At 60.8% G+C, this 16013-nt stretch carries 20 protein-coding genes; 12 read left to right on the forward strand and 8 right to left on the reverse strand.

Annotated features, from left to right (window positions below):
- Nucleotides 1–66: 66 nt before the first annotated feature.
- The 3 genes from BT116_RS13410 to BT116_RS13420 form a co-directional block, all read right to left on the reverse strand.
- Nucleotides 67–969 (reverse strand): alpha/beta fold hydrolase, encoded by a 903-nt coding sequence (locus tag BT116_RS13410; RefSeq protein ID WP_072344362.1) that lies wholly within the window; start codon nt 967–969, stop codon nt 67–69.
- Nucleotides 969–1751, reverse strand: coding sequence for a class II aldolase/adducin family protein (locus tag BT116_RS13415; RefSeq protein WP_072344364.1), 783 nt, complete (start codon nt 1749–1751; stop codon nt 969–971). Before BT116_RS13415 ends, BT116_RS13410 begins: the two co-directional genes overlap by 1 nt.
- A gap of 136 nt (nt 1752–1887) precedes the next feature.
- A complete protein-coding gene (locus BT116_RS13420; protein ID WP_072344366.1) occupies nt 1888–2343 on the reverse strand; it encodes a flavodoxin in 456 nt (151 codons plus the stop codon).
- A gap of 153 nt (nt 2344–2496) precedes the next feature.
- Here BT116_RS13420 and BT116_RS13425 point away from each other — a divergent pair, with 153 nt between their 5' ends.
- Together BT116_RS13425 and BT116_RS13430 are read left to right on the forward strand one after the other, a co-directional pair.
- The gene (locus BT116_RS13425) at nt 2497–2970 is read left to right on the forward strand and encodes a PAS domain-containing protein (RefSeq protein WP_072344369.1); all 474 of its coding nucleotides are present in this window, start codon (nt 2497–2499) and stop codon (nt 2968–2970) included.
- Nucleotides 2971–3024: 54 nt separating this feature from the next.
- On the forward strand, nt 3025–3630 hold the full coding sequence (locus tag BT116_RS13430; RefSeq protein ID WP_072344372.1) for a hypothetical protein: 606 nt from the start codon (nt 3025–3027) through the stop codon (nt 3628–3630).
- Between the two features lie 143 nt (nt 3631–3773).
- Here the strand turns inward: BT116_RS13430 and BT116_RS13435 are convergent, their stop codons facing one another.
- Complete coding sequence (locus BT116_RS13435; protein WP_072344375.1) at nt 3774–4733, reverse strand: MerR family transcriptional regulator; 960 nt, start codon at nt 4731–4733, stop codon at nt 3774–3776.
- Nucleotides 4734–4953: 220 nt separating this feature from the next.
- Here BT116_RS13435 and BT116_RS13440 point away from each other — a divergent pair, with 220 nt between their 5' ends.
- The 7 genes from BT116_RS13440 (at nt 4954) to BT116_RS13470 (ending at nt 9592) form a co-directional block, all read left to right on the forward strand.
- Nucleotides 4954–5523 carry an antibiotic biosynthesis monooxygenase gene (locus tag BT116_RS13440; RefSeq protein WP_072344378.1) on the forward strand — a complete coding sequence of 190 codons (570 nt, stop codon included), beginning with the start codon at nt 4954–4956 and terminating at the stop codon, nt 5521–5523.
- A 115-nt stretch (nt 5524–5638) separates the two neighbouring features.
- Complete coding sequence (gene folM / locus BT116_RS13445; protein ID WP_072344381.1) at nt 5639–6349, forward strand: dihydromonapterin reductase; 711 nt, start codon at nt 5639–5641, stop codon at nt 6347–6349.
- Between the two features lie 20 nt (nt 6350–6369).
- Nucleotides 6370–6930: a GTP cyclohydrolase I FolE gene (gene folE / locus BT116_RS13450; RefSeq protein ID WP_014340148.1), complete on the forward strand. Its 561-nt coding sequence runs from the start codon at nt 6370–6372 to the stop codon at nt 6928–6930.
- Complete coding sequence (folX, locus tag BT116_RS13455) at nt 6931–7311, forward strand: dihydroneopterin triphosphate 2'-epimerase (RefSeq protein WP_063324422.1); 381 nt, start codon at nt 6931–6933, stop codon at nt 7309–7311.
- 99 nt (nt 7312–7410) lie between these two features.
- Complete coding sequence (locus tag BT116_RS13460; protein ID WP_063324421.1) at nt 7411–7707, forward strand: DUF1244 domain-containing protein; 297 nt, start codon at nt 7411–7413, stop codon at nt 7705–7707.
- Nucleotides 7700–8038 (forward strand): HopJ type III effector protein, encoded by a 339-nt coding sequence (locus tag BT116_RS13465; protein ID WP_072344384.1) that lies wholly within the window; start codon nt 7700–7702, stop codon nt 8036–8038. Before BT116_RS13460 ends, BT116_RS13465 begins: the two co-directional genes overlap by 8 nt.
- Before the next feature lie 303 nt (nt 8039–8341).
- Nucleotides 8342–9592 (forward strand): 2-aminoadipate transaminase, encoded by a 1251-nt coding sequence (locus BT116_RS13470; RefSeq protein ID WP_072344387.1) that lies wholly within the window; start codon nt 8342–8344, stop codon nt 9590–9592.
- Nucleotides 9593–9767: 175 nt separating this feature from the next.
- Here the strand turns inward: BT116_RS13470 and trxB are convergent, their stop codons facing one another.
- The gene (trxB, locus tag BT116_RS13475) at nt 9768–10730 is read right to left on the reverse strand and encodes a thioredoxin-disulfide reductase (protein WP_030139882.1); all 963 of its coding nucleotides are present in this window, start codon (nt 10728–10730) and stop codon (nt 9768–9770) included.
- 310 nt (nt 10731–11040) lie between these two features.
- Between trxB and cysZ the strand changes: the two genes are divergently transcribed.
- Nucleotides 11041–11796, forward strand: a complete 756-nt coding sequence (gene cysZ / locus BT116_RS13480; protein ID WP_063324418.1) for a sulfate transporter CysZ — start codon at nt 11041–11043, stop codon at nt 11794–11796.
- Nucleotides 11797–11836: 40 nt separating this feature from the next.
- Nucleotides 11837–13036 (forward strand): glycosyltransferase family 4 protein, encoded by a 1200-nt coding sequence (locus BT116_RS13485; protein WP_072344390.1) that lies wholly within the window; start codon nt 11837–11839, stop codon nt 13034–13036.
- A gap of 138 nt (nt 13037–13174) precedes the next feature.
- Here the strand turns inward: BT116_RS13485 and BT116_RS13490 are convergent, their stop codons facing one another.
- From BT116_RS13490 to BT116_RS13500, 3 genes are all read right to left on the reverse strand, one after another.
- Nucleotides 13175–14278: an NADH:flavin oxidoreductase gene (locus tag BT116_RS13490; RefSeq protein ID WP_072344393.1), complete on the reverse strand. Its 1104-nt coding sequence runs from the start codon at nt 14276–14278 to the stop codon at nt 13175–13177.
- A gap of 317 nt (nt 14279–14595) precedes the next feature.
- Nucleotides 14596–15078, reverse strand: coding sequence for a glutathione peroxidase (locus BT116_RS13495; RefSeq protein ID WP_072344396.1), 483 nt, complete (start codon nt 15076–15078; stop codon nt 14596–14598).
- Between the two features lie 121 nt (nt 15079–15199).
- On the reverse strand, nt 15200–15685 hold the full coding sequence (locus tag BT116_RS13500) for an FKBP-type peptidyl-prolyl cis-trans isomerase (RefSeq protein WP_003178049.1): 486 nt from the start codon (nt 15683–15685) through the stop codon (nt 15200–15202).
- On the opposite strand from BT116_RS13500, the gene BT116_RS13505 reads away from it, so the two are divergent.
- A complete protein-coding gene (locus tag BT116_RS13505) occupies nt 15654–15998 on the forward strand; it encodes a DUF3565 domain-containing protein (protein ID WP_072344588.1) in 345 nt (114 codons plus the stop codon). The two genes, BT116_RS13500 and BT116_RS13505, sit on opposite strands and share 32 nt — an antisense overlap.
- Nucleotides 15999–16013: the final 15 nt, after the last annotated feature.

Genomic DNA, 16013 nt, shown 5'->3' on the forward strand with positions numbered 1-16013 from the left:
AGCGGTATATTTTCCTGCTGGCAGAGGCACCGCTATCGCGAGCAGGCTCGCTCCCACAAGGTATCGTCATGAACAGGCCATTTGCCTGTGCGGCGCGGCGATGGCTTCGCGAAACGCCAGGTAATGCTTGAGCACCTGCACCGGCGCCTCGGTGTGCGGGTAATGACCAATGTCGGGCAACAACACTGTGTCCGGGCTCGGGATCAGGGCCTCGTAGCGCGCCACCATGTGTTCACCGGAAATCGGGTCGACCGCGCCGTCAATCACCCGCAACGGCACGTCGCCGCGCTGCATCGCCTGCACCCAGCGATCCCGCTGCACACGGCGTTCGGGAATATAGGCAATGAGCTTGTGCATGATCCGCGGACCACGATGGGCTTCTACCAGACTCCAGAAATCATCCAGCTCGCTTTCAGTGGGAGCGGTCCTGGGGCCGAAAATCCGCCGAAAGCTGCTGACCAGGCTTTCCCGGGAGAACGCCCGCCCCAGCAGCCACCCCAGGGGGCTGAGCAAGAGTTTCTGGGCCCAGACTAGGCGGTGAGTTTCCGGGAACAGGCCGCCATTGAGAAAGACGCAACTGGCGAGATGGATGCGCGCTTCGTAATGCCGCGCCAGCAGTTCCTGGGCCACGCTATCACCGTAATCGTGGGCCAACACATGCAGCGCGCCCCTCACATTCAGGTGCGCGAGCAGCGCCTGTTGCAGATCGGCTTGCTCCAGCAGGCTGTAGACGTGATCCGTCGGTTTGGCGGAGTCGCCGAAACCGAGCATGTCACACGCGATCACTCGGTAGCGTTGCGCCAACGGTTGCCACAGGTAATGCCAATCCCAACTGGCTGTGGGGAACCCGTGGATCAGCAGCAGCGGCTCGCCCTGCCCGGCCACCCAGTAACGGATGGCATGACCTCGGAACATGAAGATCTGGCTGCGCTGGCGCCAGATACGCAGGGGAATCTGGGCCAGGGGCATCAGCTTCGATACCCGGCGTCTTGTTGATCGAGCTTGCGTAACAACGCCGGCCAGGCCAACGCGCCGCCCATGCCCTGGGCGCTTTTGGTCACCCCCGCGATCATCGCCCGGGCGCCAGCCAGGACCTGCGGCTCGATGGCAATCAGCTCGGCTCCGCCGCTCTGCGCCAGGACCTGGATGTCACAGGCCCGCTGGAAGGTGAACATCATCAGGAAGGTATCGGCGATGGTAGCGCCGCAGGTCAGCAAGCCATGGTTGTGCAGCATCAGGAAGTTGCTCTCGCCCAGGTCCGCCTGCAGGCGAGCCTTTTCTTCGTGATTCAAGGCCACCCCTTCGTAGGCGTGATAGGCCAGGCTCGACAGCACGAACAGCGATTGCTGGCTGATCGGCAGCACCCCCTGTTTCTGGGCCGATACCGCCACGCCAGCAGCGGTGTGGGTGTGCAGCACACAGGCCACATCATGGCGTACCTCATGCACCGCGCTGTGGATGGTGTAGCCGGCCGGGTTGATCTCGTAGGGGCTGTCCATCAATTTGTTGCCGGCCTGATCGACCTTGACCAGGCTCGAGGCGGTGATTTCATGGAACATCATCCCGAACGGGTTGATCAGGAAATCCTCGGTACCGGGAACCTTTGCGGAAATATGGGTGAAGATCAGGTCATCCCAACCGTGCAGCGCAACAAGCCGATAACAGGCGGCAAGATCCACCCGGGTTTGCCATTCGGCCGCACTGACCTGATCTTTGATGCTGAGTGTCGTTTGGACGGGCGCTACGCTCACGGCTCTGACCTCTGGTTTCTTGTTATATGTTTCGATCGAAACGTCGTACGCAAGAAAATCAGTCTAGTCAGCTCTTTCAGAGACGGTAGTTGCGTTAGCAGCCAGCTTACTGGCCGAACGAGTCAGCGCATCCGCTTCAAGGGCGCAACGTTTCAATCAACTCAGCGAGCCAAGGCTCGGCGTCGGTTTCCGGCGTGACGCTCTCGCTGGCATCCAGACGCAGCATCGGCAGCACCTCACGTACGCCCAATTCGACGAACAGCTCGCACATCTGCTCGCCACCGGCGCAGAAGGTATCCCCGTAGCTGGCGTCGCCCAGGCCGATCACCGCGCCAGGCAAACCGCGAAAGAACCCGGGCAACTGGTCGCGGATGACCGAATACAACGGCATCAAATTGTCCGGCAACTCACCCATGCCGGTCGTGGAAGTCACTGCCAGCACGGCCTGCGGTGCGAATGCCTGCACATCCGCCAGGGTCGCACGAGGGTCGTGCCAGGATTCAAAGCCTGCCTCGCGAAGCAGTTTGGCGGCGTGCCGGGCGACTTCTTCGGCGGTGCCATACACTGAGCCGGAAAGAATGGCGACTTTCATCGATCTGATCCTGAACCTGAAAAAAGAGCCAGGATAGTAACAGTTGCACCTGTCAGGCTGCGAATGGCTCTCAACGGCCCTAATGGCCAGTGGACAGCCTATTGATTTCTTTTAGAATGCTGCTTCTACAAGGATGTTCAAAGGGTTCTTCCCATGATCAACGCTCAACTGATGCAACTGGTCATCAATGCTTCGAACGATGGGATTGTCATCGCCGAAAAAGAAGGCGAAGACAATATCCTGATCTACGTGAACCCGGCCTTCGAACGATTGACCGGTTATCACCGCGACGAAATCCTCTATCAGGATTGCCGGTTCCTGCAGTCGGGTGATCGGGACCAGCCCTCGCTGGAGCCCATTCGCAAAGCCTTGAAAGAGGGCGGTACCTGTCGTGAGGTGCTGCGCAACTATCGCAAGGACGGCACGCCGTTCTGGAATGAGTTGTCACTGTCCTCGGTAAAAAACCAGGCTGACGGGCATACCTATTTCGTGGGCGTGCAAAAAGACGTCACGACCCAGGTCAAGGCTCAACAACGCGTCGCCCAGCTGGAAAAGGAGCTGGCCGAAGCGCGGCAGACAATTGCCCGACTCGAAGCGACGGACGGTTCAAACAAAACCACGAATTAATGGTCAGTCACTACAATCACCAGTGAACACGTAAAATATCATTTCGAGCAGATCATGCCGCGCGATGCCCTCCTGACGCAGGATGAACTGGATTTCATCCGGACCATGCAACACAACCCGCAGTTGAACGAGCGGGATGTCACGTCGAGCTTGCTGGTAAACGGTGGGTCGCAGATCCGTGACTTGCTGACACGTCTGGCGGCAAATGAGCAGGTTACGCTGCAAGCCAATTTCGAAAACCAGCAAATGACCTTTCCGCTGCATCTGGTGGAAGACGAATTCCATGCGATGCACCTGCGCTTGGGTGTGCCAAGCATCTACGAGGACGGACCGAAGATTCGCCCATGGCGCCTGGCGCTCGAAGAGCCGGTGGCGCTGGAAAACATCAAGGGTCAGCCGGGACCGCTGTGGGTCCACGAAGTATCCTGCAAGGGCGTATTGCTGGAAAACCGCAGTCGGACCAAACCGCCGAAGCAGTTTGCCTTGTGGTTCAGCCCATCAGGCTACGAGAGAATTTCGCTGCGAGGCAGCTTCGAACGGGAAACCGATCGCGGCCTGTTTGCCTACCACCTGAGCCAGAATGACCAGGACGAGACCGAGCGCCTGCGCCAGTACATCCTGCAGCAACATCGCCTGACCCATCCGACCATGCACCTCTAGTATCCTGTTTCGCCAATACGTTTCTTTTTTACGAGTGGCTGTTGTCGTCAGGCAAGACGCCGCGACGAGTCATAGCCCGACGCAGCATGACGGCAACAGACGCCGTCAAAAAGGAACAGAACTTGCGATACAGAACACTCCATTCAGGTATCCAGGTTGCCTGCCAGAAATTGACGCAGGCGCTGGCGCATCACTGTCCCCTCATTCCCCAGGCAACCGACCGGCGATCCAACCAGGCTCTCCTGCGCCAGATCGGATGCATCACCGGCCAGCATCAAAGGACAATCCAGGCTCATTGCCAATTTGCCCAGGCGCTTGGGCAAGTCTGGAGCCGGCGCATGATTGGAAACCAGCACCAATGCCACAGGCTGGATCTTCTGGCACACCAGGGTCAGTTCCTCGAACGGCAGGCCGATCGACAACAGCCTGACGCCCACTTCCGCCTTGGACAGGAAAAGCCCCGTGACCAGCAACTCCAGTTCATGGCAATGATCGGCAATCGCGCAGGCCAGGACACGCGGCGACGTACCTTCGCGCTTGAATAAAAGCCGCTGGATGATGCGCGAACGCAGGAAACCATCAAGAAACACCCATTCGCTGGTTTTCCCAAACGTCTGCTGGCGTTGCAACAGCTGCCGCCAAAGCGGCATCAGGATGTCCTGGAAGACGATCGGCACGGTATAGGTGGAAAAGACCTGCCCGTAGACACGATCCAGCTCCACATCGTCAAAGTTGCTAACCGCGTCCGCCACCTGTTGTTGCCAGTGGGCATGATCGGCCCTGACCAGATCGGATGAAATCCGCGGGGAGACCGGTTGCACCGACTCGGTCTTCGCCAGGATCCTTCCCACTTTGCTGACGGCCACCCCACGCTCGATCCAAGCCAGGATGCTGCGCACTTTTTCAATATCGCCCAACGAGTACAGGCGATGCCCGCTTTCGGTGCGGGTGGGTTGGATCAAACCGTAGCGCCGCTCCCAGGCACGCAGGGTCACGGGGTTAACGCCGGTCATGCGCGCGACTTCGCGAATGGGAAACAGCTCTTCCCGTTTCAGGGCGCCTGATGCCTGGAAAACGAAGCCATCCTCTATGATTACACTCATTTTGGCAGACAATTCCGGCTGGGAAATTGGATCCTAGTTTACCCCTCCCAGGACATGTCATGACAAGGACAAACGTACTCGATGTGCGTTTTTGTTGTTTTACGCACAATCAGGAATAATCCTTGCCTGTTTTTTGGCGACCAGACGCTACCCACCACCCCGGGGCGTCCCCTGCGAACCTCCTACCCGGAGTGCCGCGCCTGTCTTACGGAGATACATAATGTCTACCTCCCCCGTCACCCTGATGGTTGCCCGCCGCGTCGCCCATGGACGCTATCAGGATCTGATCGCCTGGTTGCGCGAAGGCGAACAACTGGCAACCGATTTTCCCGGCTACCTGGGCTCAGGCGTGCTCGCGCCACCGCCCCAGGACGATGAATTCCAGATCATCTTCCGTTTTGCCGACGAGCAGACACTGCACGCCTGGGAACACTCTGCCTCCCGCACGGCCTGGCTGGGACGGGGCAGCGATCTGTTTGCCCATCCCTCCGAATACCGCGTGCGTGGCATCGATGGCTGGTTCGGCGCGGCCGGTCAGCGGCCGCCACGCTGGAAACAGGCCGTGGCCATCTGGCTGGCGTTTTTTCCCGTCTCGCTGTTGTTCAATTTCCTGTTGGGGCCGCTGCTGGGCGAACTGGGCCTGTTGAGTCGCGTATTCATCAGTACGCTGATCCTCACGCCACTGATGGTCTACCTGTTTATCCCGATGTCGACCCATCTGCTGGCGAACTGGCTCAACGGCGCGCCACAGCGGGCGTTGCCGGCCAAGCCTTTCACACAGAATCAGTGATTTAATCGGGGATGCCGCCTTCGCGAGCATGTCGGATCGACGCTGTCACAGATTCGCCTGTCGCAATCTTGCGTCGCTGTTATAGTTTGGCTCTTGCCGTGAACCGAGCCGTCCTATGTCCAGCGCCACCGCTCCGATCCTGATCACTGGCGCAGCCCAGCGCGTCGGCCTGCATTGTGCCCGGCGATTACTGGAAGACGGGCAACCGGTGATCGCGACCTACCGGACCGAACGTCCAGGCGTGCAAACGTTGCGGGACCTGGGCGCGGTCATGCTGTTTGCCGACTTCTCCAGCGAAGCGGGGATCCTGGCCTTTATCGAGCAACTCAAGCAGCACACCGACCGGCTGCGGGCCATCGTGCACAACGCCTCGGCCTGGCTGGCCGAGGGCCCGGGCTGCGAAGCCGCGGCCTTCAACGCCATGTTCGGCGTGCACATGCTGGCGCCTTACCTGATCAACCTGCACGGCGCCGAGCTACTGCAGCGTTCAACCCCAGCGGATATCGTGCACATCAGCGATGACGTGACCCGCAAGGGCAGCGCCCGGCATATCGCCTATTGCGCCACCAAGGCCGGCCTGGAAAGCTTGACCCTGTCGTTCGCGGCCAAGTTCGCCCCGGCGATCAAGGTCAACGGCATCGCCCCGGCCCTGCTACTGTTCAACCCCGAAGACGACGCGGCTTACCGCGCCAAGGCCCTGGCCAAGTCCGCGCTGGGCATCGAACCCGGCAGCGAAGTGATCTACCAGAGCCTGCGTTATCTGCTGGACAACCCTTATGTCACCGGCACGACCCTGACCGTCAACGGCGGGCGGCACGTCAAATAGCCTTGTTTCGAGGATGCACCATGACGCTATCCCTGCCCCAGAACTACCGCGAGATCCTCATCGGCCTGGGGGAAAACCCCGAGCGCGAGGGTCTGCTCGATACCCCGGTCCGTGCCGCCAAGGCCATGCAGTACCTTTGCCATGGTTATGAACAAAGCGTCGAGCAGATCGTCAACGGCGCGCTGTTCGCCTCTGACAGCGATGAAATGGTGATCGTCGCCGACATCGAACTCTATTCACTCTGCGAACATCACCTGTTGCCCTTCATCGGCAAGGCCCATGTGGCTTATATTCCTACGGGCAAGGTCCTGGGGCTGTCGAAGATCGCCCGATTGGTGGACATGTTCGCCCGCCGCCTGCAAATCCAGGAGAACCTGACCCGGCAAATCGCCGACGCGGTGCAGCAGGTCACCCAAGCCGCTGGCGTGGCGGTGGTGATCGAGGCCCAGCACATGTGCATGATGATGCGCGGTGTCGAAAAACAGAACTCGACCATGAACACCTCGGTGATGCTCGGCGCCTTTCGCGACTCCAGCACCACGCGCCAGGAGTTCCTGCAATTGATTCGACGGAGCAAGTAAATGCCACAACTTCAGCCAGCCATGGCACGCATCAAGGTCAAGGACCTGCGCCTGCGCACCTTCATCGGCATCAACGAAGATGAAATCCTCAACAAGCAGGATGTGTTGATCAACCTGACCATCCTCTACGCCGCCCAGGAAGCAGTACGCGATAACGACATCGACCACGCGCTGAACTACCGCACCATCACCAAGGCGATCATCGCCCACGTGGAAGGCAACCGCTTCGCCCTGCTCGAACGCCTGACCCAGGAATTGCTCGACCTAGTCATGACCAACGAGTCGGTGCAATACGCAGAAGTCGAAGTCGACAAGCCCCACGCCTTGCGATTTGCCGAGTCGGTGTCGATTACGCTTGCGGCAAGTCGGGCGACTTCGTAGCAGCTGCAAGCCTCAAGCGGTAAGCTTCAAGCCTGACCACCGCAAATCCAAACTCGCAGCTTGAAGCTCGCCCCTTGAAGCTGCCTCGCAGAGATCCCCATGAACGACCAACAACGCCTCGAACTCGAAGCCGCCGCTTTCCGTCGGCTGGTTGCCCACCTGGACAGCCGCAAGGATGTGCAGAACATCGATCTGATGAACCTTGCCGGCTTCTGCCGCAACTGCCTGTCCAAGTGGTACAAGGCCGCCGCCGATGAACGCCAGATCGAGGTCAGCCTCGATGACGCCCGCGAAGTGGTCTACGGCATGCCGTACGCCGAGTGGAAAGCCCAATACCAGAAAGAAGCCAGCGCCGAACAACAAGCGGCGTTCGCCAAAGGAAAACCCGATGCCTGATCTCAATACCCTGCGCACCCGTCTCAAAAGCGGCGAACATGCCTTCGCCGACACCCTGGCCTTTATCGCCGCCGGTTACGACTACCAGCCCCAGGCCTTCAACAACGGTGGCGTGCAAAACGCCGCGGGGCAGAACGAAGGATCCTGCAAGACGCTGGGCCTGGCGCTGCTTGAGGGCTTGAGCGATGAAGAAGCGCTGCTGGCGTTTGGCGAACATTACCGTTCGGTGCTGGCCACGCCTGACGGCAACGATCACGGTAATATCCGCGCGCTGATGGCCCATGGGTTGGCCGGGGTGAAGTTCGAGGCGCCGCCGCTGCAACGGCGCTGATCGCCCCTACCTGTATGGTGAGGCCCGCTTTTGTGGCGAGGGGATTTATCCCCGCTGGGCTGCGTAGCAGCCCTAAGACCAGCCGCCTCGGTGTGTCAGACTGATTGGGTAACTGCTTTGGGGCTGCTGCGCAGCCCAACGGGGATAAATCCCCTCGCCACAAGGGCTCCATTCATCCTTATTGAAGAACACCTCACCACATCCCGACTTTTAAGATTGACCCGGCAACTTTATTTCGTTTGCCGGGCCCCTCTGCTCGCGGCTTAGATAACGGAAATTTCTCCATCATCCGGGCCGTCATCCATGAGCAGCGAAACCATCAGCCAATCGATCTCCATCGTGCATCCCGTCAGCCTCAGCCACGGCAAGAACGCCGAGGTATGGGACACCGACGGTAAACGCTACATCGATTTCGTCGGCGGCATCGGTGTGTTGAACCTCGGCCATTGCCATCCGCGCATCGTCGAGGCGATCCGTGAACAGGCCACCCGGCTGACCCATTACGCATTCAATGCCGCACCCCATACGCCGTACATTGAATTGATGGAACGGCTGGCGGCGTTTGTCCCGGTGGATTATCCGGTCAGCGGCATGCTCACCAACAGCGGCGCCGAGGCAGCGGAGAACGCCTTGAAGATCGTACGCGGCGCCACGGGCCGTACCGCCGTGATTGCGTTTGATGGCGCCTTTCACGGCCGCACCCTGGCGACCCTCAACCTCAACGGCAAGGTCGCGCCTTACAAGCAGAAAGTCGGCGTATTGCCCGGGCCGGTGTATCACCTGCCGTACCCCAGCAAGGACAACGGCGTCACTCGCGAAGAAGCCTTGAAGGCCATGGAGCGGCTGTTCAGCGTCGAAATCGACGTGAATGACGTGGCCTGTTTCATTGTCGAACCGGTGCAGGGCGAAGCCGGCTTCCTGGCGATGGACGTGCCCTTCGCCCAGGCCCTGCGGCAGTTCTGCGATGACAAGGGCATTGTGCTGATCGTCGATGAGATCCAGTCCGGCTTCGGCCGCACCGGCCAGCGCTTTGCCTTCTCACGGCTCGGCATCGAGCCTGACTTGGTCCTGCTCGGTAAAAGCATTGCCGGCGGCGTGCCCTTGGGCGCGGTGGTGGGACGCAAGGCGCTACTGGACAACCTGCCCAAGGGCGGCCTGGGCGGCACCTACTCGGGCAACCCCATCGCCTGCGCCGCCGCCCTGGCGACCCTGGACGAAATGACCGACGCCAACCTGCATGCCTGGGGCGCGCAACAGGAGGAGGCAATCGTCAGCCGCTACCAATCCTGGCGCAACCGTGGGCTGACGCCCTACCTGGGCCGCCTGACCGGCGTCGGCGCGATGCGCGGCATCGAGCTGAGCCACGCCGACGGCACCCCGGCCTCGGCACAACTGACGCAACTGCTGGCCCTGGCGCGGGAATCGGGCTTGTTGCTGATGCCCAGTGGCAAGTCGCGACACATCGTGCGGCTGCTGGCGCCATTGACGACCGAGCCGAACGTGTTGGAGGAAGGCTTGGATATTCTGGAGGCGTGCCTGGCGAAGCTGGTCTAGACATCCCCACTCACCCTGTGGGAGCCGAGCTTGCTCGCGATGACGGCGGCACATTCAAAAATGATTGCACATGACCCACCGCGATCGCGAGCAAGCTCAGCCCCCACAGGAGACCACTGATAAACATCCCCCCATTAAAAAACCGGCCGAAGCCGGTTTTTTAATGCCTGATGGATCAGAACGAAGCGTTCTGCAAGCCATCCAGGTAGCGCTCGGTGTCCAGGGCTGCCATGCAACCGGCACCGGCCGAGGTAATCGCCTGGCGGTAGACGTGGTCGGCCACGTCGCCGGCCGCGAAGATACCTTCGACGCTGGTGGCGGTGGCGTTGCCGTCGCGGCCGCCCTTGACCACCAGGTAGCCGTCCTTGAGTTCCAGCTGGCCTTCGAACAGCGAGGTGTTCGGGGTATGGCCGATGGCGATGAAGACGCCGTCAACCTTGATCTCGTCGAAGCTGCCGTCGTTGTTCTTCAGGCGGGCACCGGTCACGCCCATGTTGTCACCCAGCACTTCGTCCAGGGTCGCGTTGAGCTTGAGGATGATCTTGCCTTCGGCGACGCGGGCATTGAGCTTGTCGATCAGGATCTTCTCGGCGCGGAAAGTCTCGCGACGGTGGATCAGGGTGACCGTGCTGGCGATGTTGGCCAGGTACAGTGCTTCCTCGACCGCAGTGTTGCCGCCACCGACCACCGCCACAGGCTTGTTGCGGTAGAAGAAACCGTCGCAGGTGGCGCAGGCGGAAACACCTTTGCCCATGAAGGTTTCTTCCGACGGCAGGCCCAGGTAACGAGCGCTGGCACCGGTGGCGATGATCAGGGCATCGCAGGTGTAGGTCGCGCTGTCGCCGGTCAGGGTGTATGGCTTGGCGGCGAAATCCACGGCATTGATGTGGTCGAAAACGATCTCGGTCTCGAAGCGCTCGGCGTGTTCCTTCATGCGCTCCATCAAGGCCGGGCCGGTCAGACCGTGGACGTCGCCCGGCCAGTTGTCGACTTCGGTGGTGGTGGTCAATTGACCGCCGGCCTGCATGCCGGTGATCAGCAGTGGCTTGAGGTTGGCACGGGCCGCATAAACCGCAGCGCTGTAACCGGCAGGGCCGGAACCGAGAATAATCACTCGCGAATGACGCACTTCAGACATGACCTGCTCCTGTTGACCGGACCTTGCGGGCCGGAACGCCGGGTGAGCGGCGTGAATAAAAAGGACCGTTGACGCACTTGGGGAAGGCTTGGGTTCGACAGTCCTGGAAAAGAATGGGTGCAGCGTATCGAGGGAGCGAAGATTAAGGAAATACGGTTTAACAATCCAGCTCATAGGTGAGCTCTATCCCCTGCGGCCCCGTCAATAGGCGCATTCGCTGCAATAAAGGTTGTTACGCGCCATGTCGCCGCTTTCCCGGGCGGGGCAAAGCCGGTAAGGTCGGCGCGTTCACCTTCGCTCGGAGCCACCTATGCCCGCCCCCGTCCTGTCCGGCCCGCAATATTTGCGAGAGGGCCTCAAGCTGGTCTTGAGCCCGGGCCTGCGCTTGTTTGTACTCTTGCCCCTGGCGATAAACCTGGTGCTGTTCGTCGGATTGATTTACCTGGCCGGCCATCAGTTCAGCCTGTGGGTCGATACGCTGATGCCGTCGCTGCCAGACTGGCTCAGTTTCCTCAGCTATGTCCTCTGGCCCCTGTTCGTGGTGCTCGTCGTGCTGATGGTGTTTTTCACCTTCACCATGCTCGCCAACGTCATCGCCGCCCCGTTCAACGGCTTTCTCGCGGAAAAAGTCGAAGTGGTCATCCGTGGCACCGACGACTTCCCGGCCTTCAGCTGGGCCGAGTTGATCGCCATGATCCCGCGGACCCTTGGCCGGGAAGCGCGCAAGCTCGGCTATTTCCTGCCCCGCGCCCTGGGGCTGTTCGTGCTGTCGTTCATCCCCGTGGTCAACCTGGTGGCGGCACCGCTGTGGCTGCTGTTCGGCGTGTGGATGATGGCGATCCAATACATCGACTACCCGGCGGACAACCACAAGCTGGGCTGGAACGAAATGCTCGCCTGGCTGCGGGAAAAGCGCTGGCAGAGCCTGGGCTTTGGCGGCAGCGTGTACCTGGTGTTGCTGATCCCGGTGGTGAACATCCTGATGATGCCGGCAGCGGTGGCCGGCGCGACGTTGTTCTGGGTCCGTGAGCAAGGTGCCGAGACCGCGTTGGCCCGCCAGGGCTGAGCCGGTCATAAATCCATCATCCTGGCGTCACAATGACGACATGGCCCCGGTCGACACTGGGGTCATGACCACACCTCTGCACATTACCCTGATCACCGAAACCTTCCCGCCGGAAATCAATGGCGTGGCCAATACCCTGGGCCGCCTGTACGACGGCCTGCGCGCCCGCGGGCATCAGGTCGAGCTGATACGGCCGCGCCAGGTCGACGACCCACGCCAGGCCAGTGACGAGCAGTTGCTGCTGTGCCGGGGCTGGCCGCTGCCGGGCTATCCGGGTTTGCAGTGGGGCCAGGCGTCGATGCACAAACTGCTCAGACGCTGGAAACGCCATCGTCCGGACGTACTGTACATCGCCACGGAAGGCCCCCTGGGTTTGTCTGCGCTGCGGGCGGCGCGACGCCTGGGCATCTCGGTGGTCAGTGGTTTCCACACCAATTTCCAGCAATACACCCAGCAGTACGGCCTTGGGCTGTTGAGTCGCGTGCTGACCCATTATCTGCGTTGGTTTCATAACCGCTCCAACCTGACCCTGGTCCCCAGCCTCAGTCAGCGCATGGAGCTGGAGCGTCGGCACTTCGAACGCGTGGCGCTCTTGTCTCGCGGCGTGGACAGCCAGCTGTTCCATCCGGCCAAGCGCTGCGCCACCCTGCGCGAAGCCTGGGGCCTGGGCGACGACGACATTGCCGTGCTCCATGTCGGACGCCTGGCACCGGAAAAAAACCTGGGACTGCTCAAACGCAGTTTCGACACGCTGTGCAGCGCTTTTCCGGGGCGTCGGATGAAGCTGGTGGTGATCGGCGACGGCCCGCAGCGCGCCGAGCTGGAGCAGGAATTGCCCGAGGCGATCTTTTGCGGCTCGCAACGCGGTGAGGCGCTGGCCAGCCACTATGCGTCCGGAGATGTGTTTGTCTTTCCGAGCCTGACCGAAACCTTCGGCAACGTGGTGTTGGAGGCGCTGGCGTCCGGGCTGGGCGTGGTGGCCTATGACCAGGCCGCCGCCGCGCAGCACATTCGCCATGGGTACAACGGTGTGCTGGCAATGCCGGGGGATGAAGAAGCGTTCTGTGAGGGGGCCCGTTGGCTGTTGGAAGAGCGCGAGGCCTTGCGTTGCGTGAGGCTCAATGCGCGCCAACATGCCAGTCGCCAAGGTTGGGCGGCGGTGATCGAGCAATTCGAGGCGCAGTTGCGTGGGGTTTGTGTCGGCGAATCAGTGATACCCGCTGCGCCGACAGTGCGCTGAGTCTTCGGCGATATTGAGATCGCCATCGCGAGCAAGCTCGCTCCCACAGGGGATCTTAGTCGAACACCAGACTCATGTTCGCTGAAGATCAAAATGTGGGAGCGAGCTTGCTCGCGATAGCGTCAGATCAGGCGCCGCTTAAACCAGGGTCATCAACGCCTCGCGACTGAACGGCAAGATCTCCTGCTCCCGTCCTTCGCGCACTTTTTGTGCCCAGTCCGGATCCACCAGCAGCGCACGCCCCACCGCCACCAGGTCGAACTCGTCGTTATTCAGGCGCTCCAGCAGTTTCTCCAGGCTGGCCGGCTGCGCGACTTTGTCGGTGTTGACCATGAACTGCAGGAACTCGCCATCCAGGCCGACGCTGCCGACGGTGATGGTGGGCTTGCCGGTGAGCTTGCGGGTCCAGCCGGCCAGGTTCAGCTCGGAGCCTTCGAACTCCGGCTCCCAGAAGCGCCGCGTCGAGCAGTGGAAAATATCCACGCCCGCCTCGGACAATGGCTTGAGGAATTCGCCCAGGGCTTCAGGGGTCTGCACCAGACGCGCGGTGTAGTCCTGCTGTTTCCATTGGGAGAAGCGGAAAATGATCGGGAAACCCTCGCCCACCGCCGCGCGCACGGCACGAATCAATTCGATCGCAAAGCGCGAACGGTTGGCCAGGCTGCCGCCGTAACCGTCGGTGCGCTGGTTGCTGCCTTCCCAGAAGAACTGGTCCACCAGGTAGCCGTGGGCGCCGTGGATTTCCACGCCGTCCATGCCGATGCTTTGAGCGTCTTTTGCCGCCTGGGCGAACGCGGCGATAATCTCGTCAATGTCCGCCTGGGTCATGCCGTGGACCACCACCTGGCCGTCCTTGAGCTTTTCGCTCGGGCCATAGCCCGGCACGCTGGTGTCCGGCTCAGTGCCGATGCGTCGCACACTGCCCACATGCCACAGCTGTGGAACGATCTTGCCGCCTTCGGCGTGTACCGCATCAACCACTTTTTTCCAGCCGGCCAACGCGGCGTCACCATAGAAATGCGGCACGTTCGGGTAGCCGTTGGAAGCCTTGTGCCCCACCGTCGTGCCCTCGGTGATGATCAGGCCAACCCCGGCCGCCGCACGACGACGGTAATACTCGATCACCTTGCTGTTCGGCACGCCACCCGGCGAAAAGGAACGGGTCATCGGCGCCATCACCACGCGGGTCGGCAGCTCGAGCGTGCCGAGGTGGAAGGGTTTGAACAGGGCTTTTACAGGCATGGGGGCACTCCACGGGACAAGGTCGCAGGTCGATATGACGGCGATAATATGTGCCGTGCCTGGTGCTGGGTAGCACTATTGATTGGAATGATTAAGGATTAAAAGGGAGCCGAGCGGATCGCGATTGGGTGGACTGACCCGACCGCGCAGCCGGATGCAAAACCTGTGGCGAGGGGATTTATCCCCGCTGGGCTGCGCAGCAGCCCTAAAATCTGATATCTCGGTGTGTCAGCCTAATCAAGTTGCTTGCTCTTGGGGCTGCTTCGCTGCCCAGCGGGGATAAATCCCCTCGCCACAGGGGGGGCAGCGCCGGGCTTTCAAGCCAGCGCTTTTTCGATCGCCTGGATCACCGTGGGGTCATCCGGCGCCGTGCGCGGCGAGAAACGCGCCAGCACCCGACCATCCTTGCCGAGGAGGAACTTTTCGAAGTTCCAGGTAATGTCCCCGGGAAACTCGGCCCCCTCGCCCGCCAGCAGGCGGTACAACTGGTGACGATCATGGCCGTTCACGTCCAGCTTGCTGGACAGCGGGAACGTCACGCCGTAGTTGAGGCTGCAAAAGTCCTGGATTTCCTGCTCGGTTCCCGGTTCCTGCCCGGCGAACTGATTGCAGGGCAGGCCCAGCACGCTGAAGCCCTTGGCCTTGTATTGCTGATAGAGATTTTCCAGCGCCGCGTATTGAGGCGTCAGGCCACATTTGGAGGCGACGTTGACCACCAGCACGACTTGCCCCTTGAACGGCGCCAGAGCAAGCTCCTGACCATCCAGGGCTTTGAGTTTAAGGTCGTGGAAAGCACTCATGACGAACTCCAGGTTTGCGGATCTTTTCGAAACAGCCATGGTTGATGCTAACAGCAACCGACTAAAAAGGCGCCGTATGGCGCCTTTCCAGTTCACTGGTCATTTGAGCGTAGCGCACAAATCAGTGGTGATGGCCGCCTTCGCCATGGACGTGACCATGGGCAATTTCTTCTTGGCTGGCGTCACGGATGTCGACGATCTTGACTTTGAAGTTCAAACGCTGGCCGGCCAACGGGTGGTTGCCGTCAACGGTGACGTCGTCGCCTTCCAGGTCGCGAATGGTGACGATCTGCATCTGGCCATCGGGGGCGGAAGCGTGGAACTGCATGCCCACTTCCAGCTCATCAACGCCTTCGAACATGCTGCGGCTCAGGGTGCTGACCAGTTCGGCGGAGTACTCGCCATAGGCGTCTTCCGGCTCGACGGTAACGTCCAGGTCGTCACCGACCGTTTTGCCTTCCAGGGCTTTTTCCAAGCCCTGGATGATGTTGCCTGCGCCATGCAGGTAGACCAGCGGAGCGCCGCCGGCAGAGCTGTCGATGACCTCACCAGCGTCGTTGGTCAGGGTATAGTCGATGGAGACAGCCTTATTGGCGGCGATCAGCATGGGGCGAGACCTTTTGCATAAGAATGAAGAACGGACAAGTCTAAACAAGGATTTGCCCGAAAGCGAACGGAACCCGGACAAACGGACTTGCCCGAACAGACCGACGGTCACCGGTTTTCATCAGGACGAGGACGGGCACTGGGTGGCCGAGCTTTCCTGTGGCCATACCCAACACCTGCGCCACCAGCCACCCTGGCAGTCCCGGGCCTGGGTACTGGACCCTGCGCAACGCATTGAAAAAATAGGCCAGCCCTTTGACTGCGGCTGGTGCGCACAGGCCCCGGTTAGCGATAACCTTGGCGACTGGAATTGATGGTAGATGACCAGT

The sequence above is a fragment of the Pseudomonas sp. NFACC16-2 genome (genome assembly GCF_900119205.1).
In the GTDB taxonomy this organism is placed as follows: domain Bacteria; phylum Pseudomonadota; class Gammaproteobacteria; order Pseudomonadales; family Pseudomonadaceae; genus Aquipseudomonas; species Aquipseudomonas fluorescens_Q.